A 26,208-nucleotide genomic window follows, 5' to 3' on the forward strand; every position below is an offset into this window, starting at 1 on the left:
GTTCGACCGGGCGGCCCCCTTCTCCGTACCTACGCGCGCGTGGTCACCGCGAGCGCTTCGCGAGGCGCTCCACGTCCAGCAGGATCACGGCGCGGGCCTCCAGGCGCAGCCAGCCGCGCTGGGCGAAGTCGGCGAGCGCCTTGTTCACGGTCTCGCGGGAGGCGCCGACGAGTTGGGCCAGCTCCTCCTGGGTGAGGTCGTGGACGACGTGGATGCCCTCCTCCGACTGCACGCCGAAGCGGCGCGACAGGTCGAGGAGCGCGCGGGCCACGCGGCCCGGCACGTCGGAGAAGACCAGGTCGGACATCTGGTCGTTGGTCTTGCGCAGTCGGCGGGCGACGGCCCGCAGCAGGGCGCCGGCCACCTCGGGCCGGGCGTTCAGCCAGGGCTGGAGGTCGGGGTGGCCGAGGCCGAGCAGCTTGACCTCGGTCAGCGCCGTCGCGGTCGCGGTGCGCGGGCCCGGGTCGAAGAGGGACAGCTCGCCGATGAGCTCGCCGGGGCCGAGGACCGCCAGCATGTTCTCGCGGCCGTCGGGGGAGGTGCGGTGCAGCTTCACCTTGCCCTCGGTGACCACGTACAGGCGGTCTCCGGGGTCGCCCTCGTGGAAGAGCGCGTCGCCACGGGCGAGCGTCACCTCACTCATCGAGGCGCGCAGCTCGGCGGCCTGCTCGTCATCGAGCGCCGCGAAGAGCGGGGCGCGCCGCAGAACGTCGTCCACGAGTTCACTCCTACTGTCGACCTGCTCACGGGAACCTGGCTCCCATGATGCCGGACGTGCCAAACAGTGCGATCAATCACAACAAGTTTGACGCACCGGACGCCATTGCCGAACGTCAGGGGCCCGATCGGGGTCCGATCGGCGGTGGGCGGGGCGGATGTCGGCCTCGGCCCCTAGGCTGGCCGGGTGTCCAACTCGCCGGTGAGAACGCAGGCCAAGGGGGCTGGAAGAGTGTCGGCCGAAGGTAATTCCGCCGTGGGCGAACACGGCGTGTCGAAGCGGTCGAAAGCCGCGAATCGGGAGGATTCACCTCCGGCCAAGAGGGCCGCGAAGGCGCCCGCGGCGAAGAAGTCGGCCGCCCCGAAGTCGGCCGCCCCGAAGTCCGCCGCCCTCAAGAAGGTCGCGCCGAAGAAGGCCGCCTCGAAGAAGGCCGCCGCTCCGGACGGGGCTCCGGTCCCGAAGAAGGCGGCCGTCCGGCCCGAGTCGCGGCTCGGCATGGTGCGGCGGGCCCGGCGGATCAACCGGGAGCTCGCGGAGGTGTACCCGTACGCCCATCCCGAGCTCGACTTCCGCAACCCCTTCGAGCTCCTCGTCGCCACCGTCCTCTCCGCGCAGACCACCGACCTGCGCGTGAACCAGACGACCCCCGCGCTCTTCGCCCAGTACCCGACCCCCGAGGACCTGGCCGCCGCCGTCCCGGAGGAGATCGAGGAACTGATCCGCCCGACCGGCTTCTTCCGCGCCAAGACCAAGTCGATCATGGGCCTGGCCGCCGCCCTCAGGGACGACTTCGGCGGTGAGGTCCCCGGCCGCCTGGAGGACCTGGTCAAGCTCCCCGGCGTCGGCCGCAAGACCGCCTTCGTCGTCCTCGGCAACGTCTTCGGAGTCCCCGGGATCACCGTCGACACCCACTTCATGCGCCTCGCCCGGCGCTTCCGGTGGACCGAGTCCGACGACCCGGTCAAGATCGAGGCCGAGATCGCGGAGATCTTCCCCAGGAGCGACTGGACGATGCTGTCGCACCGGGTGATCTTCCACGGCCGCCGCATGTGCCACGCCCGCAAGCCCGCCTGCGGCGCCTGCCCCATCACCCACCTCTGCCCCGCCTACGGCGAGGGCGAGACCGACCCGGAGAAGGCGCGGAAGCTGCTCAAGTACGAGAAGGGCGGCTTCCCCGGCCAGCGGCTCAACCCGCCCGCCGACTACCCCGGCCGCCCGGCCCCGCCCGCGCCCGGCGTGGCCCCGGGCGCCGTGCAGCGGCCCTCCGACGCGCGGTGAGCGCGGCGAGGGCCTTCGGGAACGAAGGAACAGGACGACGGCGTTGGACGACACGGGGGTGCTCATGACGCGCACGGACGAAGAGATCTACGGCCCCGGCACCGGCGGCCTGCTGCACCGGGACGGCCTGCCCGACTGGCTCACGCCGGTCGACCGGGCCGCGCGCACGGTCGCGCCCGAGCAGCTGAGCCGCTTCCTGCCGCCCAAGAGCGGCGCCGGCCGCCAGTCCGCCGTCCTGGTGCTCTTCGGCGAGGGCGAGCACGGGCCCGAGCTGCTCCTCATGGAGCGGGCCGGCAGCCTCCGCTCGCACGCCGGGCAGCCCTCCTTCCCCGGCGGTGCCCTCGACCCCGAGGACGGCGCCCCGGCTGACGGCGGGCTGCTGCGCGCCGCCCTGCGCGAGGCCGAGGAGGAGACCGGCCTCGACCCGGCCGGCGTCCAGCTCTTCGGCGTGCTGCCCCGGCTCTACATCCCGGTCAGCGGCTTCGTCGTCACGCCCGTGCTCGGCTGGTGGCGCGAGCCGAGCCCGGTCGGGGCCGTCGACCCCGCCGAGACCGCCCGGGTCTTCACGGTCCCCGTGGCGGATCTCACGGACCCGGCGAACCGTGCCATGGCCGTCCACCCGGCCGGCCACGCGGGCCCCGCCTTCCTCGTCGCATCCGCTCTGGTCTGGGGTTTCACCGCCGGAGTGATCGACCGGCTGCTGCACTTCGCGGGCTGGGAGCGCCCCTGGGACACCTCGCGGAAGGTCCCGCTCGACTGGCGGTCATGACAGGCTGACCCCCCGGAGGCCGGAGACGGATCGGCGACCGGAAGAACGAATCTGCGAGGCTGACGACCGTGAACGTGCTGGACATCCTGCTGCTGCTCGCGGCCGTGTGGTTCGCGATCATCGGCTACCGCCAGGGCTTCGTGGTCGGCATCCTCTCCGTGGTCGGCTTCCTCGGCGGCGGTCTCCTCGCCATGTGGCTGCTGCCGATCCTGTGGGACCAGCTCACCGACAAGAGCGAGGTCTCCACCACGGTCACCGTGATCTTCGTGATGGCGGTCATCGTCTCGGCCTCCATCGGCCAGGCGTCCACCACCCACCTCGGCAACAAGCTCCGCCGCCACATCACCTGGTCCCCGGCCCGCGCCCTCGACGCCACCGGCGGCGCGCTGGTCAACGTGGTCGCCATGCTCCTCGTCGCCTGGCTGATCGGCTCGGCGCTCGCGGGCACCTCGATGCCCACCCTGGGCAAGGAGGTGCGCGGCTCCAAGGTGCTCCAGGGCGTCTCCCGGGTGATGCCCGATCAGGTCGGCGTCTGGTTCGCCGACTTCAGCTCCACCCTCGCCCGCAGCGGCTTCCCCCAGGTCTTCGGCCCCTTCGCCAACGAGCCCATCACCGAGGTGCTCCCCCCGGACCCGGCGCTCGCCGGCAGCCCCGTGGCCACCCTCGCCCAGCGCTCCATCGTCAAGGTCGTCGGCACGGCCCCCAGCTGCGGCAAGGTCCTGGAGGGCACCGGCTTCGTCTTCTCCGACCGCAGGGTGATGACCAACGCGCACGTGGTCGGCGGCGTGGACGAGCCCACCGTGCAGATCGGCGGCGAGGGCCGGCTGTACGACGCCAAGGTCGTGCTCTACGACTGGCGCCGTGACATCGCCGTCCTCGACGTGCCGGACCTGAAGGCCACCCCGCTCCGCTTCACCGACCGCGAGGCGCACAGCGGGGACGACGCCATCGTCGCCGGCTTCCCCGAGAACGGCTCGTACGACGTCCGCTCCGCCCGCGTGCGCGGCCGGATCAGCGCCGACGGCCCCGACATCTACCACCGGGGCGAGGTGCGCAGGGAGGTCTACTCGCTGTACACCACGGTCCGTCAGGGGAACTCCGGCGGCCCGCTGCTCACCGAGGACGGCACGGTCTCGGGCGTGATCTTCGCCCGCTCCCGCGACGACGCCAACACCGGATACGCGCTGACGGTCCAGGAGATCCGCGAGGACATCGAGCTCGGCCGCACCGCGAACCAGCAGGTGGACACCGACAGCTGCGCCCTCTGAGACCCCCGCCCCGCCCCCGCGCGGCGACGCGGCGCCGACGGAGCCGGAAGCCCCGCACGGTGCCGCGTGGGTGGCGGAGTCGGAGGTCCTAGGGGGTGTCGCGTGGGTGGCGGAGCCGGGCCGAGACCCAGCGGGCCCGCCGCCTGAGGATGCGTGAGATCCCGACCTGTCCGCCGGGAGCGCGGCCCTGCTCCGGCGGGCCTCCCCGCTCGCGGGAGCCCGGCCCGGAGGCGGAGCGGCGGTCGCGTGCCGTGTCACCGTAGTCGTGCGTCCAGCCCATACCCGGACGTCTGCCCGGGGGTTGGGCTCGGTAACCGTTCCGGGGCCCGCCAATCGGAGTATGCGCGCGGCACATGGCCGTTCGACGCAAACCCGTGCGGGCGGGGGCCCCGAGGGGGTTCAGCGGTCGGGCTCGGGGTCCTTCAGCCAGTTCACGAGCTCCGTCGTGAAGGCGGCCGGGTCCTCCTCGTGCGGGAAGTGCCCCAGGCCGTCGAAGAGCCGCCAGCGGTACGGCGCCTCCACGTACTCGCCCGAACCGGCCGCGCTGCGGGTCCGCATCACGGGGTCCATCGAGCCGTGCAGGTGCAGCGTCGGCACCCGGACCGGCCGCTTCATGCGCCGGTTGAACTGGATGCCGTCGGGGCGGGCCAGCGAGCGGACCAGCCAGCGGTACGGCTCGACCGAGCAGTGCGCCGTGGACGGTACGAGCATCGCCCGCCGGTACGCCTCGACCGCCTCGTCCTCCACCGGGCGCGGGCCCGACCACTCCCGGACCAGACGTCCCACCAGCTCGGCGTCGTCCGCGACCAGCTGACGTTCCGGCAGCCACGGCCGCTGGAAGCCCCAGATGTGGGAGCCGGCCCGGGACTGGGCGAAGTCGGAGAGCATCGCCGAGCGCCAGCGGCGCGGGTGCGGCATCGAGGAGACCACCAGACGGCGGACCAGCTTGGGCCGCATGACCGCGGCCGTCCAGGCGAGGTAGCCGCCGAGGTCGTGGCCGACGAGCGCGGCGTCCGGCTCGCCCAGCGAGCGGACCACGCCGGTGATGTCGAGGGCCAGGTTGGCGGGGTCGTAACCCCGGGGGGTGCGGTCGCTGCCGCCGACCCCGCGCAGGTCCATCGCGACCGCCCGGAAGCCGGCCTCGGCGAGCGCCGGCAGCTGGTGGCGCCAGGTCCACCAGAACTGCGGGAAGCCGTGCAGCAGCAGCACCAGGGGGCCGTCGCCCATCTCGGCGATGTGGAAGCGGGCGCCGTTGGCCGCGACGTCACGGTGGGTCCACGGACCGTCGAGGCGTACGGGCCCGCCGCCGGGGGTGCTGCTCTCGGGGAGGGTCATACGGACGAGCGTGCCACAGACTGGGCCTTGGCCATCGTCACCTCGGCGGCCGGGACACCCTCCGGACGGGGGTGCGGCTTCACGTTCTGGAGCATCGCCGCGGTCTGCTTGGCGGAGGCGATGGACTTCTCCGGCGGCTTCACCTTCTTGAACTTCGAGACCGCGACGAGGCCGAGGATGCTCGCGACGATCACGTTGAAGGCGAAGGACAGCAGGAAGCACCAGACCAGGTTCCAGCCGCCGTTGCCGTTGTGCCCGCCGGTCCAGGTGTTGATGGCGTACGCGAGCGCGAAGCTCAGCATCGGCAGCGAGAACAGCAGCACCACGGCGGCGGCGATGCCGGCGCCGCCGCCGATCGCGCCGCGCTTCACGTCCTGCCGGAGCTCGGCCTTGGCCAGGGCGATCTCGTCGTGCACCAGTGCGGACATCTCGGCGGTCGCCGAGGCGACCAGCTGGCCGAGGCTGCGCTCGGTTCCGTCGAACGGGTCGCTCATCGCTCTCCCTCTCCTCTTGTACGGTCCAGTCAGATCATGCCGGACGGTCGGCCCCGTCGCGCGGTGCCCCCGCCAGTCGGGCGCGCTCCCGATGCTCCGCGGCCTTGCGCTCCAGGATCTCCGCCATCCGGAGGTGGTACGCCTCGGTGCCCTCCTCGTACACGTCCGGGATGCCGTCCTGGTCGTCGTCCCGGTCCTCCTCGGCGACGAGGAGCTGGTACTTCCGCACCCGCAGCTTGAGCAGGAGCGCGGCGCAGGCGGCGGCGATCAGCGAGCCCATGAGGACGGCGGCCTTCACCTCGTCGGTGAGTTCCGCGTCCCCCGCGAAGGCGAGTTCGCCGATGAGGAGCGAGACGGTGAAGCCGATGCCGGCGAGGGTGGCGACGGCGAAGACGTCCGGCCAGGCCAGCTGGGGGTTGAGCTCCGCCCTCGTGAAGCGGGCGGTCAGCCAGGTGCCGCCGAAGATGCCGACCGCCTTGCCGACGACCAGGCCGAGCACGACGCCGAGGGTGACGGGCTGGGTGAAGACGTCGCGGAGCGCCTCGCCGGACATGGCCACGCCCGCGGAGAAGAGCGCGAAGAGGGGGACGGCGACGCCGGCGGAGAGCGGCCGGACCAGGTGCTCGACGCGCTCGCCGGGGGAGTGCTCCTCGCCCTCGCGGGTGGTGCAGCGGAGCATCAGGCCCATGGCGACGCCGGCGATGGTGGCGTGGACGCCGCTGTTGTACATCAGCGCCCAGACGACCAGGGCCAGCGGGACGTACACGTACCAGCCGCGGACCTCCTTGCGGAGCAGGAACCAGAAGAGGACCAGTCCCGCGAAGGCGCCGCCGAGGGCGGCGAAGTCCAGGTCGCCGGTGAAGAAGACCGCGATGATCAGGATCGCGAAGAGGTCGTCGACGACGGCGAGGGTGAGGAGGAAGGCGCGCAGGGCGGAGGGGAGCGAGGTGCCGATCACCGCGAGGACGGCGAGCGCGAAGGCGATGTCGGTGGCGGTGGGCACGGCCCAGCCGTCCATGGCACCGCCGCCGACGGCGTTGACCAGGACGTAGACGAGGGCCGGGGTGACCATGCCGCAGATCGCCGCGATGACGGGGAGGGCGGCGGCCTTGGGGTCGCGCAGCTCCCCGGCGACGAGTTCGCGCTTCAGCTCGATGCCGGCGACGAAGAAGAACACCGCGAGGAGGCCGTCGGCGGCCCAGTGCTCGATCGAGAGGTCGAGGCCGAGGGCGGCGGGGCCTATGTGGAAGCCGGAGACGGCCTCGTAGCTGTCGTGGAAGGTGTTGGCCCACACGAGCGCGGCGACGGCGGCGAGGAGGAGCAGGACACCGCCGACGGTCTCGGTGCGCAGGGCGTCGGTGAGGTGGCGGCGCTCGGGGAGGGAGAGCCGGCCGAGGAAGGTGCGGTCGGTGGACAAGGGAAGCCTCCGGTCGGGTGGGCAGCACACAGCACATGCCGACCAGACTTCCCGGCGCACCTAGGTCTTTCCGTCGCGTTCCTGACGCGGTCCTTACTTTACCTAACGAGCTCGGGGCGTGTCCGGCGAGGATCACTTTAGGGAGATACGGGGCTTTCGGCGCGGCGTGACGGCGACGCGGAAAGGCCCGCCCCGGGGGAGCCGGGACGGGCCTTCGCGAGCGGGGTGCCGGTGCTCAGTCCTCGCTGGAGGCGGCCGGCAGCTGGTCCTGGATGAGCGCCATGACCGAGGAGTCGGCCAGCGTGGTGACGTCGCCCACTTGCCGGTTCTCCGCCACGTCGCGCAGCAGACGGCGCATGATCTTGCCGGAGCGGGTCTTCGGCAGCTCGGCCACCGGGAGGATCCGCTTCGGCTTGGCGATCGGGCCGAGGGTGGCGCCCACGTGGTTGCGCAGCTCGGCGACGAGGGCGTCGTCCTGGCTCGCGGTGCCGCGCAGGATGACGAAGGCGACGATCGCCTGGCCGGTGGTCTCGTCGGCGGCGCCGACGACGGCCGCCTCGGCCACCGCCGGGTGGGAGACGAGCGCGGACTCGACCTCGGTGGTCGAGATGTTGTGGCCGGAGACGAGCATGACGTCGTCGACCCGGCCGAGCAGCCAGATGTCGCCGTCGTCGTCCTTCTTGGCGCCGTCACCGGCGAAGTACCTGCCCTCGAAGCGGGACCAGTAGGTGTCGATGAACCGCTGGTCGTCGCCCCAGATGGTGCGGAGCATCGACGGCCACGGCTCGGTGAGCACCAGGTAGCCGCCGCCGCCGTTCGGGACCTCGTTCGCCTCGTCGTCGACGACGGTGGCGGAGATGCCCGGCAGCGGGCGCTGGGCGGAGCCCGGCTTGGTCTCGGTGACGCCGGGGAGCGGGCTGATCATCATCGCGCCCGTCTCGGTCTGCCACCAGGTGTCCACGATGGGGCACTTGTCGGCGCCGATGTGCTTGCGGTACCAGACCCACGCCTCGGGGTTGATCGGCTCGCCGACCGAGCCCAGCACCCGCAGGCTGGTCAGGTCGAACTTGGCGGGGATGTCGTCGCCCCACTTCATGAACGTGCGGATCAGCGTCGGCGCCGTGTAGAGGATGGTGACGCCGTACTTCTGCACGATCTCGAAGACCCGGCCCTGGTGCGGGGTGTCCGGGGTGCCCTCGTACATGACCTGCGTGGCGCCGTTGGCCAGCGGGCCGTAGACGATGTACGAGTGGCCGGTCACCCAGCCGATGTCGGCCGTGCACCAGTAGACGTCGGTCTCCGGCTTGAGGTCGAAGACGGCGTGGTGGGTGTACGCGGCCTGGGTGAGGTAGCCGCCGGAGGTGTGCAGGATGCCCTTCGGCTTGCCCGTCGTGCCCGAGGTGTACAGGACGAAGAGGGGCTGCTCGGCCGGGAACGCCTCGGGGGTGTGCTCGGCGGACTGGCGCTCGACGATGTCGTGCCACCACACGTCACGGCCCTCGGTGAAGGCGGTGTCCTCGCCGGTGCGGCGGACCACCAGGACGTGCTCGACCTGCGGGCACTTGGTGACGGCCTCGTCGATGGCCGGCTTGAGGGCGGACGGCTTGCCGCGGCGGTAGCCGCCGTCGGCCGTCACGATCACCTTGGCGTCGGCGTCCTGGATGCGGGAGGCGACGGCGTCGGCGGAGAAGCCGCCGAAGACGACCGAGTGGGCGGCGCCGACGCGGGCACAGGCCAGCATCGTGATCGCGGCCTCGGGGATCATCGGCAGGTAGACGGCGACCCGGTCGCCCTTGCGGACGCCCAGCTCGGTCAGGGCGTTGGCGGCCTTGGAGACCTCGTCCTTGAGCTCGGCGTAGGTGATCGCCCGGCTGTCGCCCGGCTCGCCCTCGAAGTGGATGGCGACGCGGTCGCCGTGGCCGGCCTCGACGTGCCGGTCGACGCAGTTGTACGCCACGTTGAGCTCGCCGTCGGCGAACCACTTGGCGAACGGCGGGTTCGACCAGTCGAGGGTCTCGGTCGGCTCGGTGGCCCAGGTCAGGCGCTTGGCCTGCTCGGCCCAGAAGCCCAGCCTGTCCGCCTCGGCCTGCTCGTACGCCTCCGCCGTCACGTTGGCGTGCGCGGCCAGCTCGGCGGGCGGCGCGAAACGGCGCTCTTCCCGGAGCAGATTGGCCAGGCTTTCGTTGCTCACGACATCTCCCTTTCCCAGGGCGTCCTCTGTGCGTATGTGTCCCGCGTCATACCTCATCAGCCCGATGCCCCGGGTGACAAGAGTCTCCGGGGAATTGGTTTAGACCTGTGAGTGTCTTGACGGACGGGTACCCCTCCGTCCCGAGCGGAGGAACGGAGGGGCCACACAGTCTCACGGACGCGCGCCGCGGAAGGTTCAGGACGCGCGGGCCGCCAGGATCGCGGGCGGGACGCTGTCGAAGACGTCGTCGTAGCCGCGCACCTCGTCCCCGGAGAGCAGGTACGCCTGCGCCTCGCCCACGTGGAAGTACATCCCGTGCAGGGTGAGGCTGCCGTCCGCGAGCCGGCGGGCCACCGACTCGTACGCCCGCAGGTGCTCCAGCTGCTGCACCACGTTGGTGAGGCACAGCTGCTCGACCGCGTCCGCCGGCAGCCGACCGGAGATCCGCGCCCAGGCGTGACGGCGGTTCGCCATCCGCTCCAGGCTCGGCCGGCCATGCCGCAGCCAGCGGCGCAGCGGGGTCGCCCGGTCGTCGGGCCCGGCGCCGAGCAGCGCCTGCATGGCGCCGCAGCCGGAGTGCCCGCACACCGTGATCGACTGCACCCGCAGCACGTCCACCGCGTACTCGATCGCCGCCGCCACCGAGTCGTCCCCGCTCTCCTCGCCGGGCAGCGGCACCAGATTGCCGACGTTGCGCACGGTGAAGAGATCGCCGGGGCCGCTGGAGGTGATCATGCTGGTGACCAGGCGGGAGTCGGCGCAGGTGAGGAAGAGCTGGGAGGGGTTCTGGCCCTCCCGGGCGAGCCGGGCCAGCTCGTCACGGACCAGCGGCGCGGTGTTCCGCTGGAACTTGCCGATGCCGTGCGCGAGCTGGTGCCCCGTCCGGACCGGAGGCTGCTGCGCCGGGGCGACGGGCGGCGCGGGCCGCTCGGCGCACTGGTGGTTGTGCCAGGGGGTCCAGGGGCGGCAGCAGGCGTGCGGGGAGCGAGGGGCGTCTCCGGAGGGCCCCGGGTTCGTATCGGACTCCGCGCCGGGGGCCCGGTCGGCGGGGGACCCGGTGATGCGGCCTCCGGTGGGGCCGGACAGTTCGACCGAGCCGCCGTGGGCCAGATGGCCGGACGTCCAGTCGTTCAGCGTCTCGTAAGCGGCATGGTCCATGAACGAGCCGTCGAGCTCCACGGTCACCTCCGAACCGGTGGGGATCTGGTGCAGCGCCCGGCTCAACCGGGGCACCGCGAGGAAGGTCAGCTGGCCGCGGACGCGCAGCAGGTGACGCCCGCCGAGCTCCTCCCGGGTGATCCGGGTGCGGGCCAGCCGGTGCATCGCCACCGCGACCGCGACGGCGATGCCGAGGGCGACGCCCTCCAGGAGGCCGACCAGGACGACCCCGGTCAGCGTCACCGCGTACACCACGACCTCGCGGTGGCGGGTGACCGTACGGATGTGGGTGATGCTCACCATCTGGATGCCGACCACCATGACGAGCGCGGCGAGGGCGGCGAGCGGGATCAGGTCGAGCACCGGCACCAGCAGCAGCGCGGCCAGCACGATCCACAGGCCGTGCAGCATGGTGGAGGCGCGGCTGACCGCGCCCGCCGACACGTTGGCCACGCTGCGGACCGCGACCCCGGCGACCGGGAGGCCGCCGAGCGCGCCGGAGACCACGTTGGCCGCGCCCTGGCCGGCCAGTTCGCGGTCGAGACGGGAGCGCGGGACGCCGTGGCCCCGGTCGGGGCGGGCGGCGACGAGCTTGTCGACGGCGACGGCGGAGAGCAGCGACTGCACGCTGGTGACCAGGGTGATGGTCAGCACGCCGGCGGCGATGCCGAGGACCGGCCCGTCGGGCAGCCCCGGCAGGGCGTGGCTGCTCCAGGACGGCAGGTCGACGCGGGGCACGGTGAGCCCGGTGGCCACGGCGAGCAGGGTCGCGCCGCCGACGGCGACCAGCGCGGCCGGGGCCTTGCGGGCCAGCCGGCCGACGCGGCCCGGCAGCCGGGGCCAGCCGAGCAGGACGGCGACGGTCAGCGCGCTGATCGCGAGCGCGGCGGGTCTGGCGTGCGCCAGCTGCGCGGGCAGACCGAGGGCGTTGGCCGTCACGGAGCTCTGCGGGGTGCCGCCGAGGACGATGTGGAGCTGGGCCAGGGCGATGGTGACGCCGATGCCGGCCAGCATGCCGTGCACGATCGCGGGCGAGACCGCGAGCGCCGACCGGGCCACTCTCAGGGCGGCCAGGGCGAGCTGGGCGAGACCGGCGAGGACCGTGATGGCGCAGGTGGCGCGCCAGCCGTACCGCTGGATCAGCTCGGCGGTGACGACGGTGAGACCGGCGGCGGGTCCGCTCACCTGGAGCGGGGAGCCGCCGAGCCGGCCGGCGACCAGACCGCCGACGGCGGCGGCGACCAGTCCGGCCTGGAGCGGGGCTCCGGTGGCGAGGGCGATGCCGAGCGAGAGCGGCAGCGCGATCAGGAAGACGGCGAGCGACGCGGAGACGTCCGCGCCGGCGGGAAGGAGGCGGCGGGCGCCTCCGGGCGGGCTGTGGGGCCGCTGGACACGTGGTCGGTTGGGCGTGCGGGCAGGGGTGCAGAGGGTCATCCGGTCTCCTCAAGGCCGAACGGGTACCTCAACTCTGAGTAAACGAATCGTAATGGAGAGTAAAGTCTGCGGCATTATTTTCGGGGCAAACAGGGCAATGGTTCACCGGTTCCGGTGAATGGGCCGGGGATTGCCGCTTGTCGTTTCATCGTCCCGGCGGCTCTGGTGCGACGTTGACGCCGCTCGTAGCTCGTAGCTCGCAGTCGTCAGAGTCGTAGTCGCCAGAGGAGAGGTGGGCGGATGTCAGCCGCCGTGCGAGGAAGTACGTTCCGGAGGAAGGCGCTGGCCGCCGGCGCCCTGACCGTCGCCCTGATCGGCGGCCTCGCGGGCTGCTCGGAGCCGTCCGGCCCGGCCGCCAAGGGCACGCCGGGGACCGGGGCCGAGGCCGAGGCCGGGGCAGCCGGGGCGGGGGCCGCCGGGAAGAGGAAGCCCGCCGCCGCACCGGAGAACGCGGTCCGGCTGATCGGCGACGGCTCCACCGCGTACACCGGCGCCCAGCCGCACCAGCCGACCTGGAAGAAGCTGAAGCCCGGCGAGGCCCCGCCGCAGTTCGTCGTCTTCTCCTGGGACGGCGCCGGCGAGGACAGCCAGAAGCTCTTCTCCCACTTCCGGAACGTCGGCAAGAAGTACGGCGCGACCATGACGTACTTCCTCAGCGGCGTGTACCTCCTGCCGGAGGAGAAGCGGGCGATGTACGACCCGCCCCAGCACTCCGCCGGCCGCTCCGACATCGGCTTCAACGACACCGAGGGCATCCGTGACACCGTCCGCGAACTGCGCGGCGCGTGGCTGGAGGGCAACGAGATCGGCACCCACTTCAACGGCCACTTCTGCGGCGCCGAGGGCGGCGTCGGCACCTGGTCCGTGGAGGAGTGGAAGAGCGAGATCCGGCAGGCCAAGTCCTTCGTCAAGAACTGGAAGAGCAACGCCGGCCTGCGCGCCGAGAATCCGCTCCCCTTCGACTACGACAAGGAGCTCGTCGGCGCCCGCACCCCCTGTCTGGAGGGGCGCGCCAACTTCGTGGCGGCCGCCTCCGAACTCGGCTTCCGCTACGACACCAGCGGTGTCAACGACCAGATCTGGCCGAAGAAGGACCAGGGCCTCTGGGACCTGTCCATGCACCTGGTCCCGGTCCCCGGCCGCGCCTTCCAGACCCTGTCCATGGACTACAACTTCATGGTCAACCAGTCGCCCGGCACGACCCAGGGCGACCCCGGCATGCACCGCTACTGGGGCGACCAGATGCGTGACGGCCTCGTCCAGGCCTTCGAGCGCTCCTACCGGGGCAACCGGGCGCCGGTCGTCATCGGCAACCACTTCGAGTCCTGGAACGGCGGCACCTACATGCGCGCCATCGAGGAGACCATCGCCACGGTCTGCGTCCAGAAGGACGTCGAGTGCGTCTCCTTCCGCCAGCTCGCGGACTGGCTCGACGCCCAGGATCCCGCCGTCATCGCCAAGATGCGCACCCTCCAGGTAGGCGAAGCCCCCGCCGGAGGCTGGCCCGCCTTCCTGGCGGCCCGGCCCCCGGCCCCGGCAGGGGCCCCGGCGAAGCAGCCCGCCACCCGCGGCTGACCGGCCGCCACGACCGGTTCGCCGAGGACGAAGTCGGGGTCGACCTGCGCCGCCAGGTCCGCCCCGGTCTTCGCGTTGCCCCAGCTCTCCGCGTTGCGGAGGTGGAAGTGGACCATCTGGCTCGTGTAGCGGTGGCGGTCGCGGCGGCCGTACGAGTCGTCCGCCGCCTCCCGCAGGCTCCGCAGCGCGCGGTGGTTCTCGGGCTCCAGACGCTCGAAGCGCGGCGGCCGGCCCTTCTCCATCGCGCGGACCCAGTCCGAGTGCCCGACCGTGACGAGCAGGTCGTCGCCGACCTCCTGGCGCAGGAAGTCCAGGTCGTCCGGGCCCTGCACCTTGTTGCCGACGACCTTCAGCGCGACGCCGAAGTCCCGCGCGTACTCCTTGTACTGGCGGTACACCGACACGCCCTTGCGGGTCGGCTCGGCGACCAGGAAGGTCATGTCGAAGCGGGTGAACATGCCGGACGCGAAGGAGTCCGAGCCGGCCGTCATGTCGACGACCACATACTCCCCGGCCCCGTCCACCAGATGGTTCAGGCACAGCTCCACGGCGCCGACTTTCGAGTGGTAGCAGGCCACGCCGAGGTCCGCCTCGGTGAACGGCCCGGTCGCCATGAGCCGCACCTCGCCGGGGTCGAGCCGCACCGTCCGGGCGCACGCCTCGTACACCGGGTTCTCCTCGCGGACCCGCAGCAGCCGCGAACCCTCCCCGGGCGGCGTCGTCTTGATCATCGTCTCGGCCGAGACGATCCGCGGGTTGCTGCCGCGCAGGTACTCCTTGATGAGCGGCAGGTGCGCCCCCATCGCGGGCAGCGCGGCCGCCTCCGCCTCGGTGAGGCCGAGCGCGACCCCCAGGTGCTGGTTGATGTCCGCGTCGACGGCGACGACCGGCGACTCGGTGGCGGCGAGGTGGCGGACGAAGAGCGAGGACAGCGTCGTCTTGCCGCTGCCGCCCTTCCCGACGAAAGCGATCTTCATGTTCACCTAGCGTAGTGGCATGAACGCACCGAGTGGTCAAGGTCTATGAAGAAGACCACTCCTTCGTGGGGCGGCCCCCCGGGGCGCGTAGCCTCCCTACCTATGAGTACGCACGCCTCTGACCCCTTGGCCGCCCTCGGCACCCTGCCGGGCGTCGCCGACGCGGTGGACTCCGTACGCAAGGCCGTCGACCGGGTCTACGGCCACCGCGTGATGCGCCGCCGCAGCAACGAGATCGCCCACGAGGCCGCGCTCCGCGGCGCCCGGGGCTCGGCCGCGCTGGCCGGTGCCGACTGGGCCCTGGAGGAGGTCCGCCGCCGGACCGACTTCAGCGCCGACCCCGAGGCCCGCACCGTCGGCGCCGCCCTGCGCCTGAGCGCCGAGGCGGGCGAGCTGCTCTCCATCTGGCGCCAGTCGCCGCTGCGCGTGCTGGCCCGGCTGCACCTCGTCGCCGCGGGCGAGCACGAGGACTCGACGGGCCGCCCCCGGCGGGCCGGCGAGGCCGTGACCGAGCCGCTCATCGAGGCCCCGCTGCCCGGCCCGGACGAGGTCGCCGCCCGTCTCGACGGCCTCGCGGAACTCGTCGTCGCGGGCAGCGAGGCCCCGGCGCTGGTCGTCTCCGCCGTGGTCCACGCCGAGCTGCTCGCCCTGCGCCCCTTCACCTCGCACAACGGCCTGGTCGCCCGGACCGCGGAGCGGATCGTGCTGGAGGGCAGTGGTCTCGACCCGAAGGGCATCTGCCCGGCCGAGGTCGGCCACGCGGAGCAGGGCCGGGCCGCCTACGCGGCCGCCTTGGAGGGGTACCTCACCGGTACTCCGGAGGGCGTCGGCGCCTGGATCGCACACTGCGGGCGCGCGGTGGAACTCGGCGTCCGGGAGTCGACGGCGGTCTGCGAGGCGCTCCAGCGCGGCGCCGCCTGAGAAAGCCCCCGGACATGGGTTGCGGCGGTACCAACCTTCAGTACCGCCGCTGGCACGTCCACCCAGTTACCAAGCGTCCTCGATATGTGCCCATCAGGCGGGGTGCTTTGCCCTTCGCCTGGTGCGGCTGGCCCGTAATCGACGGGTCGACGTCGCGTGGGTGCCAGGTTTTTGTGCATCAGGTCCGTGGGGCCTTCATGCTCAACAGGTGATCCTCTCGGATGTCCCAGGTCTCGCGGGCCTGATTCCTTTCTACTCCTGTCCGCCGGTAAGCGAAAGTGGTGGCTCGGCCTCTTTGTGTCCTTTCCGGGCTCTTGAACCCTGATCGCCCGAAACCAGGACAAGCCATCAGCCTCCGGCGAGGACGGCCGCCGTCGCGGCCCGGTGGCGCCGGCGGGTGGCGTACCAGACCAGCCCCGCGGTCGCCGCCGCCGCGCCCACGGCCGCCGCGGCCATCAGCGCCGGACGGGGCGGCATCCGGAACTCCGGCAGCCGCTGCTTGAGCCGCACCGGCCGGTCGAACGCCAGTACCGGCCACTCCCGGGCGACCGCCTCGCGGCGCAGCGTCCGGTCCGGGTTGACCGCGTACGGATGTCCGACGGCCTCCAGCATCGGGATATCGGTCGCCGAGTCGCTGTAGGCGTAGCAGCGGGAGAGGTCGTACCCCTCCGACTTCGCCAGCTCGCGGACCGCCTCGGCCTTCGTCGGGCCGTAGGCGTAGTACTCCACCTCCCCGGTGAAGCACCCGTCCTCGCCGACCACCATCCGGGTGGCGACGACCCGGTCAGCCCCGAGCATCTCCCCGATCGGTTCGACCACCTCGGCTCCGGAGGTGGACACGATCACGACGTCGCGGCCGGCGGCGTGGTGCTCTTCGATGAGGGAGGCGGCCTCGTCGTAGATGATCGGGTCGATCAGGTCGTGCAGGGTCTCGGCGACGAGTTCCTTGACCTGGGCCACGTTCCAGCCTTTGCAGAGCGCGGAAAGATATTCGCGCATCCGCTCCATCTGGTCGTGATCGGCCCCGCCGATCAGGAACACGAACTGGATGTAGGCCGTCCGCAGGGCGGCACGGCGGCTGATCAGTCCGCCCCGGTAGAAGGACTTGCTGAAGGTCAGCGTCGAGGACTTCGCAATGACCGTCTTGTCCAGGTCAAAGAAGGCTGCTGTGCGCGGCAAGGAGTGGTTTTCCACAACGCTGAGCATAGGTGCCCGCCATTCGGCGTACGCTCGGGCGCGTGGGTTTGCCTGAGAAGGCTCTCGGGTACACCATGGAAGTCACGGATCGTTCGCGACCGTGCTAACCCGGACCGGCTCCTCCCCCCCCGAGTCGGCCGGAAAGACGACCCCCGCTCTCCCCCCCGGCGGGGGTCGTCGCATGTCCGGAGCCGTTTTCGCCCGCTGGGCCATCGCTCACTCCTCTCCTTCGTGCCGCCGCGCGGCGGGTCGTCCCCGACGCGACGATCTCTCGATTCGTCACCCAGAGTAGTCGTCGGACTGCGTTCCGGGCAGCCCCCGGGCGGGTGGTCGAGATATTCACAGGCAGTGGATTGTCCACAGTTTTTAGGTGGGCTCCGCACGATTTCCTCTTCGGCCTCACCGTGATTCCCGTCGCGAAGTTCGCGGCCGGCAGGAATCACGAGAGGGGTGTGCGCGATGCAGAGGCCGACGGTCTCCCGCACGGGAGCGGAGGAGCACGAGTCCACGGCGCAGGGCGGGCGAGGAGTGCGCGGGCCCGGCCCGCTGATCGTCACCGAGGACGTCGTCCTCCTCGACGATCTGCTGCGGCTGTGCGCCGCGGCCGGCGTCGAGCCCGAGGTGCACCCCCGGGTGCCCGAGCGGCGGGCGAGCTGGACCGATCCCCCGCTCGTCCTGGTCGGGGAGGACGCCGCGGCCCACTGCCGGGGCTCCGTGCGCAGGCCCGGGGTCGTCCTCGTCGGGCGGGCCCCGGACGACCCGGAGACGTGGCGCCTCGCCGTCGAGCTCGGCGCGGACAGCGTGCTCCGGCTGCCGGGCGCCGAGTCCCGGCTCGTCGAGCGGATCGCCGACGCCGCCGAAGGGGGCGGCCGGGCGGCGCTGACCGTCGGCGTCGTCGGCGGGCGGGGCGGGGCCGGCGCCTCCACCCTCGCCTGCGGGCTCGCCCTCGCCGCGGCCCGTGCCGGCCGGCGGACCCTGCTCGTCGACGGCGACCCGCTCGGCGGCGGGCTCGACGTGCTCCTCGGCGCCGAGCGGGAGGAGGGCCGGCGCTGGGGCGACTTCACCGCCTCGAAGGGACGGCTGGCCGGCGGCGCCCTGGCGGAGTCGCTGCCCGCGGCCCGCGGGGTGAGGGTGCTGAGCTGGGGCCGGGAGCCCACCGGCGCCGTGCCGCCCGACGCGGTCCGCTCCGTGCTCGCCGCGGCGCGCCGCGGCGGCGGGGTCGTCGTCGTCGACCTGCCGCGCGCCGTCGACGAGGCCGGGGCCGAGGCCCTGGCCCAGCTCGACCTCGGACTCCTCGTCGTCCCCGGCGAACTGCGGGCGGTCGCCGCCGCCCATCGCCTCGTCGGCACCCTCTCCCTGGGCGTCCGCGACCTGCGGGCCGTGGTCCGCGGACCGTACGCGGCGGGGCTCGACGAGCGCTGGGTCGCCGACGCGCTGCGGCTGCCGCTCGCCGGCGAACTCCCCTACGACCCCGGCATCGTGACGGACCAGGACACGGGCACCCCGCCGGGCTCCGACGCCCGGGGCCCGCTCGGCCGCTTCTGCGCCTCCTTCTGGGAGCACGCGCTGCCCGCCGGCGGTGCGGCGTGAGCGGGACGGACGCGGTGGAGGCCGCCCCGCTCGCCGACCGTCCGGCCGCGCGGGCGGGCGGAGCCGGACTGCTCGACGCCGTACGGCAGCGGCTCGCGGCGAGCGGCGCCGACCCGACCCCGGCCCGCGTGGCGGCCGCCCTGCGGGCCCAGGGCCGCCTGCTCGGGGACGCCGAGGTGCTGGGCGCGGCGGAGGAGCTGCGGTGCGAACTGACCGGCGCCGGGCCGCTGGAGGCCCTCCTCGCCGACCCCGACGTCACCGATGTGCTGGTCTCGGCGCCCGACCGCGTGTGGGTCGACCGGGGCACGGGCCTCGAGCGGGCCCCGGTGGTCTTCGCCGACGCCGCCGCCGTGCGCAGGCTCGCCCAGCGGCTCGCGGCCGTGGCCGGACGCAGGCTCGACGACGCCCGGCCCTGGGTGGACGCGCGGCTCCCCGACGGCACCCGCATGCACGCGGTCCTCCCACCCGTCGCCGTCGGCTCCACCTGCCTCTCGCTGCGGGTGATGCGCCCCCGGGCCTTCACCCTGGAGGAGCTCACCGCCGCGGGGACGGTGCCGCCCGGCGGTGACCAGGTCCTGCGCGCGCTGATCGAGGCCCGGGTGTCGTACCTGGTCAGCGGCGGCACCGGCACGGGCAAGACGACGCTCCTCGCCGCCCTGCTCGGCCTGGTCGGGGAGCGCGAGCGGATCGTCCTCGCCGAGGACTCGGCCGAACTGCGCCCGGACCACCCGCATGTGGTGCGGCTGGAGGCCCGGCCGCCGAACCAGGAGGGCGCGGGACTCGTCACCCTCCGGGACCTGGTCCGCCAGGCCCTGCGGATGCGGCCCGACCGGCTGGTGGTCGGCGAGGTCCGAGGCGGCGAGGCCGTCGACCTCCTGGCGGCCCTGAACACCGGACACGAGGGCGGCTCGGGCACGCTTCACGCCAACACGGCCTCCGACGTCCCCGCCCGGCTCGAAGCGCTCGGCACGGCGGCCGGACTCGACCGGGCCGCCCTGCACAGCCAGTTGGGCGCCGGCCTGTCCGCCGTCCTGCACCTGGTGCGCGATCCCGACGGGCGCCGCCGCATCGCCGAGGTGCACGTCCTGGAGCGGGACCGCGACGGTCTGGTGCGGACGGTGCCCGCGCTCCGCTGGGACCCGTCCGGCTTCGAGCGGGAGCGGGGCTGGCCCCGGCTGCGCTCGCTCGTCGGAGGTGCCCCGTGACGGCCGCGTGGTACGCCGGGTGCTGTCTTCTGGCGACGGCCCTGCTCGCCTTCCGGCAGGCGGCCGGACGCCGGCGCGCGGTCCTCCGGGCGAGGGCCCTGCTCCCCGGGGAGGGAGCCGGGTACGGCAGCGGGGGCACCGGCCGGGAGGCCCTGGCGGGCTGGTGGGCTGCCGCCCGCGGCCGCCCCGAGTGGCTGTGCCTGCCCGCCTCCGGGCTGGTCGCGCTGCTCGGGGAGTCGCCGCTGCCGCTGGCCGCGGGCGCCCTGGCCGTCCCGCTCGTCCGGCGGCGGCTGCGGGCGGCAGGCGCCCGCAAGGAGCGCGAGGCGCTGGCCGGACGGGTGGTGGCGCTCTGCGAGGCGGCCGGCGGCGAGCTGCGGGCCGGCCGTCAGCCGGGCCACGCCCTCGCCTACGCGGCCCGCCGCACCCGGGCCCTCGGCCCGGAGGAGGCGCGGGTGCTCGCCGCCGTCGGCTTCGGCGGCGACGTGGCGGAGGCGCTGCGGAGGGCGGCCCGCCGGGAGGGCGCCGAGGGACTCGCGGGGCTGGCGGCCTGCTGGCAGGTGGCCGTCGACAGCGGCGCGGGCCTGGCCGCCGGCCTCGACCGGCTGGAGGCGGCCCTCCGCGAGCAGCACGAGCGCCGCGAGGGGCTGCGGGCCGAGCTGTCCGGGGCCTGGGCCACGGTGAGCGTGCTCGCGGCCCTCCCGGTGGCAGGGATCGGCCTGGGCGCGGTCCTGGGCGCCGAACCGCTGCGGGTGCTGCTCCACACCCCGGCCGGCGGGGCCTGCCTGGTGCTCGGCGGCGCGCTGGAGGCGGTCGGGCTGTGGTGGGCCGCGCGGATCGTGCGGGGAGGTGGCGGCGATGCGCGGTGAGCTGCTGCTGAGGTCGGCGCCGCTGCTGCTCCTGGGCTGCTGGCTGCTCGGCCGGGCATGGCCGCGGCTGACGCGGGTGCGCGGCGAGCGGGGCGCCCGGCGCCGGCTCGACGGGCTGCTGGCGGCCGCGGGCGGCCCGCCCACGGGGGCGCCGGCCGAGGGGCGTGGACCGTGGCGGGCACGACGGGCGCGGCTGACGGCCGGGCTGCGGGAGGTTCCTGTGTCGGTCCGGGCCGCCGTCGTCGGCGGGGTGCTCTGCGCGGGCGTGTTCCTCGGAGCGCCGGCGGCGCTGCTCGTGGGCGTGGGCGGAGTGCTCGGCGCGCGGTGGTGGCTGCGGCGGGCCGGTGCCTCCCGTCCGCCGGCCGTCGACCGGGAGGCGGTGGGGCAACTCCCGCTGGCGGCCGATCTGCTGGCGGCCTGCGCCTCGGCCGGAGCTGGACCGGGCGAGGCGGCGGAGGCCGTGGGGCGGTCGCTGGGCGGGCCGCTCGGAGAGCGACTGCTGCGGACCGCCGCCGAGCTGCGGCTCGGCGGCGAACCGGCGGAGGTGTGGGGGAGGTTCGGCGCGATACCGGGCGCCGGGGGGCTCGCCCGCTGCCTGGAGCGGGCCGACGCCTCCGGGGCGCCCGCCGCCGACGCGGTGGCCCGGCACGCGGCCGGGCTGCGGGCGGCGAGCGCCCGCACGGCCGCCGCCCGGGCCCGCAGGGCCGAGGTCCTGATCAGCGCGCCCGTGGGGCTGTGCTTCCTGCCCGCGTTCCTCGCGGTCGGGGTGGCCCCGGTGGTGATCGGCCTGGCGGCGGGCCTGCTCGGCCCCTGAACGACACACGACCTGACACACACGACGTGACGACGTGACGACGTGACGACGTGACGACGTGACGAAGCGAACCTGCGAACGGAAGGAAGAGGGAGATGGCAACGACGTACAGGTGGGTACGGACGGCGCTGCGGGGGCTCTGGACGGCCCGGCGGGCGGCCCTGCGGACCGACACCGGAATGAGCACCGTCGAGTACGCGCTGGGCACGCTCACGGCGGCCGCCGTGGCCGCCGTGCTCTACAAGGTGATGACGGGCGGGTCCGTCTCGGGAGCCCTCGAGTCGCTGGTCACGAAGGCTCTCGATGCGCCGTTCTGAACGGGATCGGGGAGCCGTGACGGTGGAGGCGGCGGTGGTGCTGCCCGTGCTGGCGCTCTTCGCGATGGCGCTGCTGTGGGCGCTGGCCGCGTCCGCCGCGCAGATCCGGTGCGTGGACGCGGCCAGGGCCGGGGCGCGGGCGGCGGCCCGGTCGGAGCCCGCGGAGGCCGTGACGGCCGCCGCCAGGGCCGCCGCGCCCGAGGGCGCCCGGGTGGCGGTGACGCGGGAAGGCGAGCTGTGGCGGGTGACCGTGGAGTCCGCCGCTCCCGGGCCGGGCGGCCTGGGCGTCACCCTGCGGGCCGGGGCGGCGGCCCTCGCCGAGGACACGGTCGGGGGAGGTGGACCGGTGTGAGGGGCGGACACGGCGACCGGGGCGTCGCGAGCGTGTGGACGGCCTTCGCGGCCTGCGCCCTGTGCGTGGTCTTCGGGGCGGTGCTGGCGCTCGGGCAGGCGGTGGCCGCCCGGCACCGGGCCGGTGGCGCCGCCGACCTCGCGGCCCTCGCCGCCGCCGACCGGGCGCTTCGGGGAGAGGCGGAGGCGTGCGCGGTGGCCGGCCGGGTCGCTGCCGCGCAGGGCGCCGAGCTGGTCCGCTGCGGGGTGACCGGCGCGGAGGCGGAGGTGACGGCCCGGGTGGTCCGAGGGCCCTGGGCCCCGACGGTCAGGGCCCGCGCGGGCCCCGCCCCGGTCGGCCCGCTTCCGACCGCCCTCCCCGGTGCGGGCCCGTCTCCGGTCGGTCAGCCGGGACCGGTCCCGCCTCCGGTCGGTCCACCTGGGGCAGGTCCGCCTGGGGCAGGGCTGCCTCCGGTCGGGTCGCTTCCGGGCGGCCCTCCTTAGGCGGTCCGCCCTCCTCCGGCAGGTCCTCCTCCCGCGTGCCCTCCTCCCGCAGGTCCGCCGTCGGTCGATCCTCCCGAGGTCGATCCTCCCGAGGTCGGTCCTGCTCCGGTCAGCCCTCCTCCGGTCAGTCCTCCCCCCCCGGGGTCAGTCCTCCTGCGGTCGGTCCTTCTGCGGTGCGTTCCGCTCCGCGGAGCCGTCCTCCGCGGAGCCTCGCTCCGCCGTGCCGTCTTCCGCCGTGCCGCCGTCCGTCGGTTCGGTCTCCGTGGGGGACTCTCGGAGGAGTTCCGTGAGGAGGCGGACGGCGCCGCGTTTGTGGAGGGGGTCGTTGCCGTTGCCACACTTGGGGGACTGGATGCAGGACGGGCAGCCCGCCTCGCACTCGCAGGAGGCGATCGCCTCGCGGGTCGCGGTGAGCCAGGCCCGGGCGGTGTGGAAGGCGCGTTCGGCGAAGCCGGCGCCGCCCGGGTGCCCGTCGTACACGAAGACGGTCGGCAGCAGGGTGTCCGGGTGGAGCGGGACGGAGACGCCGCCGATGTCCCAGCGGTCGCAGGTGGCGAAGAGCGGCAGCATGCCGATGGAGGCGTGCTCGGCGGCGTGCAGCGCGCCGCCGAGGATCTCCGGGGTGATCCGGGCGGCGTCGAGCTGGTCCTCGGTGACCGTCCACCACACGGCCCGGGTGCGCAGGGTGCGGGGCGGCAGGTCGAGCTTGCTCTCGCCCAGGACCTCGCCCGTGATCAGGCGCCGGCGCAGGAAGGAGACGACCTGGTTGGTGACCTCGACGGAGCCGTAGCAGAGGCGGCCGGAGCCCCAGGGGATCTCGGTGTCGGTCTCCAGGACGCGGATGGAGGTGGTGTCGCGGGCGGTGGTCGAGTACGGCGGGACGGCCTCTTCGACGAGGGCGACGGAGTCCGCCAGGTCCAGCTTGCGGACCAGGTAGGTGCGGCCCTGGTGGAGGTGGACGGCGCCCTCGTGGACGGCGGTGTGGGAGGCGGCCTCGTCGACGGTGCCGAGGAGCCGGCCGGTGCCCTCCTCGACGATCCGGACCGGGCTGCCGCCCCCGCCCCGGATGTCGGCGAGGTCGGCGGCCCGCTCACGGCGGGTCCAGTACCAGCCGCCGGCGCGGCGGCGCAGCAGCCCGGCCGCCTCCAGCTGCGGCATGAGGCCGGGGGCGGCGGGGCCGAAGAGGGCGAGGTCGGCCTCGGTGAGGGGGAGCTCGGACGCGGCGGCGCACAGATGGGGGGCGAGGACGTAGGGGTTGTCGGGGTCCAGGACGGTCGACTCGACCGGCTGGTCGAAGATCGCCTCGGGGTGGTGGACGAGGAAGGTGTCCAGCGGGTCGTCGCGGGCGACCATGACGGCGAGGGCGCCCTCGCCGGAGCGGCCCGCCCGGCCGGCCTGCTGCCACAGCGAGGCCCGGGTGCCGGGGTAGCCGGCGATGAGGACGGCGTCGAGGCCGGAGACGTCCACGCCCAGCTCCAGGGCGGTGGTGGCGGCGAGGCCGAGGAGCTCCCCGGAGTGCAGGGCCCGCTCCAGGGCGCGCCGCTCCTCGGGCAGATAGCCGCCCCGGTAGGCGGCGACCCGTCGGGCGAGGGCCCGGTCGGTCTCGGCGAGCCGTTCCTGGGTGATCACCGAGATCAGTTCGGCGCCGCGCCGGGAGCGGACGAAGGCGACCGTGCGGACGCCCTGCCGGGTGAGGTCGGTGAGGAGGTCGGCGGTCTCGGCGGTGGCGCTGCGGCGGACCGGCGCGCCCCGTTCGCCCTGGAGTTCGGTCAGGGGCGGCTCCCACAGGGCGAAGACCAGTTCGCCGCGCGGGGAGGCGTCGTCGGAGACCTCGGTGACGGGCAGGCCGGTGAGACGGCCGGCGGCGCGGGCCGGGTCGGCGGAGGTGGCGGAGGCGAGCAGGAAGACCGGATCGGAGCCGTACCGGGCGCAGACCCGGCGCAGCCGGCGCAGGACCTGGGCGACGTGGGAGCCGAAGACGCCCCGGTAGGTGTGGCACTCGTCGATGACGACGTAGCGCAGGGAGCGCAGGAAGGAGGACCACCTGGGGTGGGAGGGCAGGATGCCCCGGTGCAGCATGTCGGGGTTGGTGAGGACGTAGTTCGCGTACTGGCGGACCCACTCGCGCTCCTCGACCGGGGTGTCGCCGTCGTAGACGGCGGGCCGGATCCGGTTGCCGAGCGGGGCGGCCAGCTCACGGACGGCGCGGCGCTGGTCGGCGGCGAGGGCCTTGGTGGGGGAGAGGTAGAGGGCGGTCGCCCCGCGACCGTTCGCGGCCTCCGCGCCGTCGAGGAGGGTGGAGAGCACCGGGGCGAGGTAGGAGAGCGACTTGCCCGAGGCGGTGCCCGTGGCGATCACCACGGACGTGCCGTCGAGGGCGTGCTCGGCGGCCTCGGCCTGGTGGGCCCACGGGTGGTCGATCCCGGCCTCCTGGATCGCGGCGATCACCTCGGAGCGGATGCGGTCCGGCCAGACGGCATGACGGCCCGTCCGAGCGGGCATGTGCTCCATATGAGTGATGCGCGCGGCGCGGCTCTCACCCGAGGTGAGCCGTTCGAGGACCCGGTGCGGAGAGGGGCGGCTGCCCGTGTCCCCGGCGGGTCGAGCGGTGTGGTGATTCCTGGCCATCGGCACCGAGTGTGTCACCGGCGTGACGGACAATGCTTCCAAGGCGTCGTGCATGGCTGCTGGTAAGTGATTGAATGCCATCGCGGCTGGCGATTCGTTCTCTGACTCCGCCCGGGAGATCCGAGGAGCGAACGCCCGATAGCAAGGTGCTGGAGGATCCGTGGACCTGTCCCTGTCGACTCGCACTGTGCCCGGAGCTGGCGGCGACCGTACGGTCGTCGAGGTCGGTGGCGAGATTGATGTTTATACCGCGCCCAAGCTGCGCGAGCAGTTGGTCGAGTTGGTGAACGACGGCAGTTACCACCTGGTCGTCGACATGGAGGGAGTGGACTTCCTCGACTCCACCGGCCTCGGCGTGCTCGTCGGTGGGCTGAAGCGCGTGCGCGCGCACGAGGGCTCGCTGCGCCTGGTCTGCAACCAGGAGCGCATCCTCAAGATCTTCCGGATCACGGGCCTCACCAAGGTCTTCCCGATCCACACCTCGGTCGACGAGGCCGTCAACGCGGTCGACTGACCGGGGGGATCCCATGGCCACCGTTGAACTCCGCTTCAGCGCCCAGCCCGAGCACGTCCGCACGGCCCGCCTGGTGGCGGCCGCGGTCGCGCGCCGGGCCGGGGTGGACGAGGCGGTCCTCGACGAGGTGCGCCTCGCTGTCGGCGAGGCGTGTTCTCGCGCGGTCGGGCTGCATCGCCTCAGTGGCGTCACCACGCCCATCCGGGTCGTGCTGACCGAGGAGGAGAAGACGTTCTCCATCGAGGTCGGTGACGAGGTGCCCGGCTCGGGCGCGGCCGCCGGTGTCCCCGGCGCGCGCGCCGGGGCCCCGACGGAGGAGTCCGACGAGGCCGACGGCGAGGACGAGATGGGTCTCGCGGTGATCCGCGGGCTCGTCGACGACGTCCAGGTGACCGCCGGCGAGGACGGCGGCACCATCCGGATGAGCTGGCCCACCACCCCGGCGGAGGCGGACGCGGACATCCTGTCCTGACCCGCGCCCCCGGAGACACAGACGTACGGGAAGAGGCCCCGCCGAACGGCGGGGCCTCTTCCCGTCGCCGTACGCCCCGTCGCCGTACGCCTCGCTCTCCGTACGCCCGCCTTCTCGTGGCCGTAAGCCCCGCCTCCCCTAAGAGGTCCTAACAAAGGCGTTGGACGTGTCGGTGGGTGATGAGGCAGGTCGCGAGGCCGAGGAAGGCTTCGTGGATGTCGTCGCGTCGTTCCCAG

23 protein-coding genes and 1 pseudogene are annotated in these 26,208 nt (G+C 73.7%); 14 read left to right on the top strand and 10 right to left on the bottom strand.

Features of this window, described 5'->3' with window-relative positions; all coding sequences use genetic code 11:
- Positions 1-43 precede the first annotated feature (43 nt).
- Positions 44-718, bottom strand: coding sequence for a Crp/Fnr family transcriptional regulator (locus ACFQ8C_RS29135; protein WP_359533360.1), 675 nt, complete (start codon positions 716-718; stop codon positions 44-46).
- A 186-nt stretch (positions 719-904) separates the two neighbouring features.
- Between ACFQ8C_RS29135 and nth the strand changes: the two genes are divergently transcribed.
- The 3 genes from nth to ACFQ8C_RS29150 all read left to right on the top strand — a co-directional run bounded on the left by nth (position 905) and on the right by ACFQ8C_RS29150 (position 4,033).
- A complete protein-coding gene (nth, locus tag ACFQ8C_RS29140; RefSeq protein ID WP_383462963.1) occupies positions 905-1,996 on the top strand; it encodes an endonuclease III in 1,092 nt (363 codons plus the stop codon).
- Between the two features lie 64 nt (positions 1,997-2,060).
- On the top strand, positions 2,061-2,765 hold the full coding sequence (locus tag ACFQ8C_RS29145) for an NUDIX hydrolase (protein WP_383462966.1): 705 nt from the start codon (positions 2,061-2,063) through the stop codon (positions 2,763-2,765).
- Positions 2,766-2,833: 68 nt separating this feature from the next.
- Entirely contained in the window at positions 2,834-4,033 is a 1,200-nt protein-coding gene (locus ACFQ8C_RS29150) for a MarP family serine protease (protein ID WP_383462968.1), read from the top strand.
- 88 nt (positions 4,034-4,121) lie between these two features.
- Here the strand turns inward: ACFQ8C_RS29150 and ACFQ8C_RS29155 are convergent, their stop codons facing one another.
- The 6 genes from ACFQ8C_RS29155 to ACFQ8C_RS29180 all read right to left on the bottom strand — a co-directional run bounded on the left by ACFQ8C_RS29155 (position 4,122) and on the right by ACFQ8C_RS29180 (position 12,062).
- Entirely contained in the window at positions 4,122-4,313 is a 192-nt protein-coding gene (locus ACFQ8C_RS29155; RefSeq protein WP_383462971.1) for a hypothetical protein, read from the bottom strand.
- A 119-nt stretch (positions 4,314-4,432) separates the two neighbouring features.
- Positions 4,433-5,368: an alpha/beta fold hydrolase gene (locus ACFQ8C_RS29160; RefSeq protein ID WP_383462973.1), complete on the bottom strand. Its 936-nt coding sequence runs from the start codon at positions 5,366-5,368 to the stop codon at positions 4,433-4,435.
- On the bottom strand, positions 5,365-5,862 hold the full coding sequence (locus ACFQ8C_RS29165; protein ID WP_383462976.1) for a phage holin family protein: 498 nt from the start codon (positions 5,860-5,862) through the stop codon (positions 5,365-5,367). Before ACFQ8C_RS29165 ends, ACFQ8C_RS29160 begins: the two co-directional genes overlap by 4 nt.
- 34 nt (positions 5,863-5,896) lie before the next feature.
- Positions 5,897-7,279: a Na+/H+ antiporter NhaA gene (gene nhaA, locus ACFQ8C_RS29170; protein ID WP_383462979.1), complete on the bottom strand. Its 1,383-nt coding sequence runs from the start codon at positions 7,277-7,279 to the stop codon at positions 5,897-5,899.
- A 235-nt stretch (positions 7,280-7,514) separates the two neighbouring features.
- The gene (gene acs / locus ACFQ8C_RS29175; RefSeq protein WP_383462981.1) at positions 7,515-9,527 is read right to left on the bottom strand and encodes an acetate--CoA ligase; all 2,013 of its coding nucleotides are present in this window, start codon (positions 9,525-9,527) and stop codon (positions 7,515-7,517) included.
- A 138-nt stretch (positions 9,528-9,665) separates the two neighbouring features.
- A complete protein-coding gene (locus ACFQ8C_RS29180; protein ID WP_383462983.1) occupies positions 9,666-12,062 on the bottom strand; it encodes a SulP family inorganic anion transporter in 2,397 nt (798 codons plus the stop codon).
- Between the two features lie 240 nt (positions 12,063-12,302).
- On the opposite strand from ACFQ8C_RS29180, the gene ACFQ8C_RS29185 reads away from it, so the two are divergent.
- Positions 12,303-13,637, top strand: a complete 1,335-nt coding sequence (locus tag ACFQ8C_RS29185) for a hypothetical protein (protein ID WP_383462986.1) — start codon at positions 12,303-12,305, stop codon at positions 13,635-13,637.
- Here ACFQ8C_RS29185 and ACFQ8C_RS29190 read toward each other — a convergent pair.
- Positions 13,637-14,614: pseudogene (locus tag ACFQ8C_RS29190) on the bottom strand (ATP-binding protein); the annotation flags it as partial. The gene ACFQ8C_RS29185 and the pseudogene ACFQ8C_RS29190 sit on opposite strands and share 1 nt — an antisense overlap.
- 102 nt (positions 14,615-14,716) lie before the next feature.
- Between ACFQ8C_RS29190 and ACFQ8C_RS29195 the strand changes: the two are divergent.
- Entirely contained in the window at positions 14,717-15,535 is an 819-nt protein-coding gene (locus tag ACFQ8C_RS29195) for an oxidoreductase (RefSeq protein ID WP_383462989.1), read from the top strand.
- A 348-nt stretch (positions 15,536-15,883) separates the two neighbouring features.
- Here the strand turns inward: ACFQ8C_RS29195 and ACFQ8C_RS29200 are convergent, their stop codons facing one another.
- Positions 15,884-16,741 carry an HAD family hydrolase gene (locus ACFQ8C_RS29200; RefSeq protein WP_383462992.1) on the bottom strand — a complete coding sequence of 286 codons (858 nt, stop codon included), beginning with the start codon at positions 16,739-16,741 and terminating at the stop codon, positions 15,884-15,886.
- Positions 16,742-17,191: 450 nt separating this feature from the next.
- Between ACFQ8C_RS29200 and ssd the strand changes: the two genes are divergently transcribed.
- From ssd to ACFQ8C_RS29235, 7 genes are all read left to right on the top strand, one after another.
- On the top strand, positions 17,192-18,322 hold the full coding sequence (gene ssd, locus ACFQ8C_RS29205; RefSeq protein ID WP_383462995.1) for a septum site-determining protein Ssd: 1,131 nt from the start codon (positions 17,192-17,194) through the stop codon (positions 18,320-18,322).
- Between the two features lie 14 nt (positions 18,323-18,336).
- Positions 18,337-19,527, top strand: a complete 1,191-nt coding sequence (locus tag ACFQ8C_RS29210; RefSeq protein ID WP_383463018.1) for a TadA family conjugal transfer-associated ATPase — start codon at positions 18,337-18,339, stop codon at positions 19,525-19,527.
- A complete protein-coding gene (locus ACFQ8C_RS29215) occupies positions 19,524-20,393 on the top strand; it encodes a type II secretion system F family protein (RefSeq protein WP_383462998.1) in 870 nt (289 codons plus the stop codon). The genes ACFQ8C_RS29210 and ACFQ8C_RS29215 overlap by 4 nt, the downstream gene beginning before the upstream one ends.
- Positions 20,383-21,207: a type II secretion system F family protein gene (locus tag ACFQ8C_RS29220; protein WP_383463001.1), complete on the top strand. Its 825-nt coding sequence runs from the start codon at positions 20,383-20,385 to the stop codon at positions 21,205-21,207. Before ACFQ8C_RS29215 ends, ACFQ8C_RS29220 begins: the two co-directional genes overlap by 11 nt.
- Positions 21,208-21,302: 95 nt before the next feature.
- On the top strand, positions 21,303-21,524 hold the full coding sequence (locus tag ACFQ8C_RS29225) for a DUF4244 domain-containing protein (RefSeq protein ID WP_383463004.1): 222 nt from the start codon (positions 21,303-21,305) through the stop codon (positions 21,522-21,524).
- Positions 21,511-21,876: a TadE family type IV pilus minor pilin gene (locus tag ACFQ8C_RS29230; RefSeq protein ID WP_383463006.1), complete on the top strand. Its 366-nt coding sequence runs from the start codon at positions 21,511-21,513 to the stop codon at positions 21,874-21,876. The genes ACFQ8C_RS29225 and ACFQ8C_RS29230 overlap by 14 nt, the downstream gene beginning before the upstream one ends.
- Positions 21,873-22,358, top strand: coding sequence for an Rv3654c family TadE-like protein (locus ACFQ8C_RS29235; RefSeq protein WP_383463009.1), 486 nt, complete (start codon positions 21,873-21,875; stop codon positions 22,356-22,358). Before ACFQ8C_RS29230 ends, ACFQ8C_RS29235 begins: the two co-directional genes overlap by 4 nt.
- 144 nt (positions 22,359-22,502) lie before the next feature.
- On the opposite strand, the gene ACFQ8C_RS29240 is transcribed toward ACFQ8C_RS29235, so the two are convergent.
- Positions 22,503-25,067, bottom strand: coding sequence for a DEAD/DEAH box helicase (locus ACFQ8C_RS29240; protein WP_383463012.1), 2,565 nt, complete (start codon positions 25,065-25,067; stop codon positions 22,503-22,505).
- A gap of 79 nt (positions 25,068-25,146) precedes the next feature.
- Here ACFQ8C_RS29240 and ACFQ8C_RS29245 point away from each other — a divergent pair, with 79 nt between their 5' ends.
- Both ACFQ8C_RS29245 and ACFQ8C_RS29250 read left to right on the top strand, forming a co-directional pair.
- Positions 25,147-25,500 (top strand): STAS domain-containing protein, encoded by a 354-nt coding sequence (locus tag ACFQ8C_RS29245; RefSeq protein ID WP_030749286.1) that lies wholly within the window; start codon positions 25,147-25,149, stop codon positions 25,498-25,500.
- Positions 25,501-25,513: 13 nt separating this feature from the next.
- A complete protein-coding gene (locus tag ACFQ8C_RS29250) occupies positions 25,514-25,972 on the top strand; it encodes an ATP-binding protein (RefSeq protein WP_383463015.1) in 459 nt (152 codons plus the stop codon).
- Positions 25,973-26,208: the final 236 nt, after the last annotated feature.

This window comes from Streptomyces sp. NPDC056503 (assembly GCF_042794995.1).
Classification (GTDB): domain Bacteria; phylum Actinomycetota; class Actinomycetes; order Streptomycetales; family Streptomycetaceae; genus Streptomyces.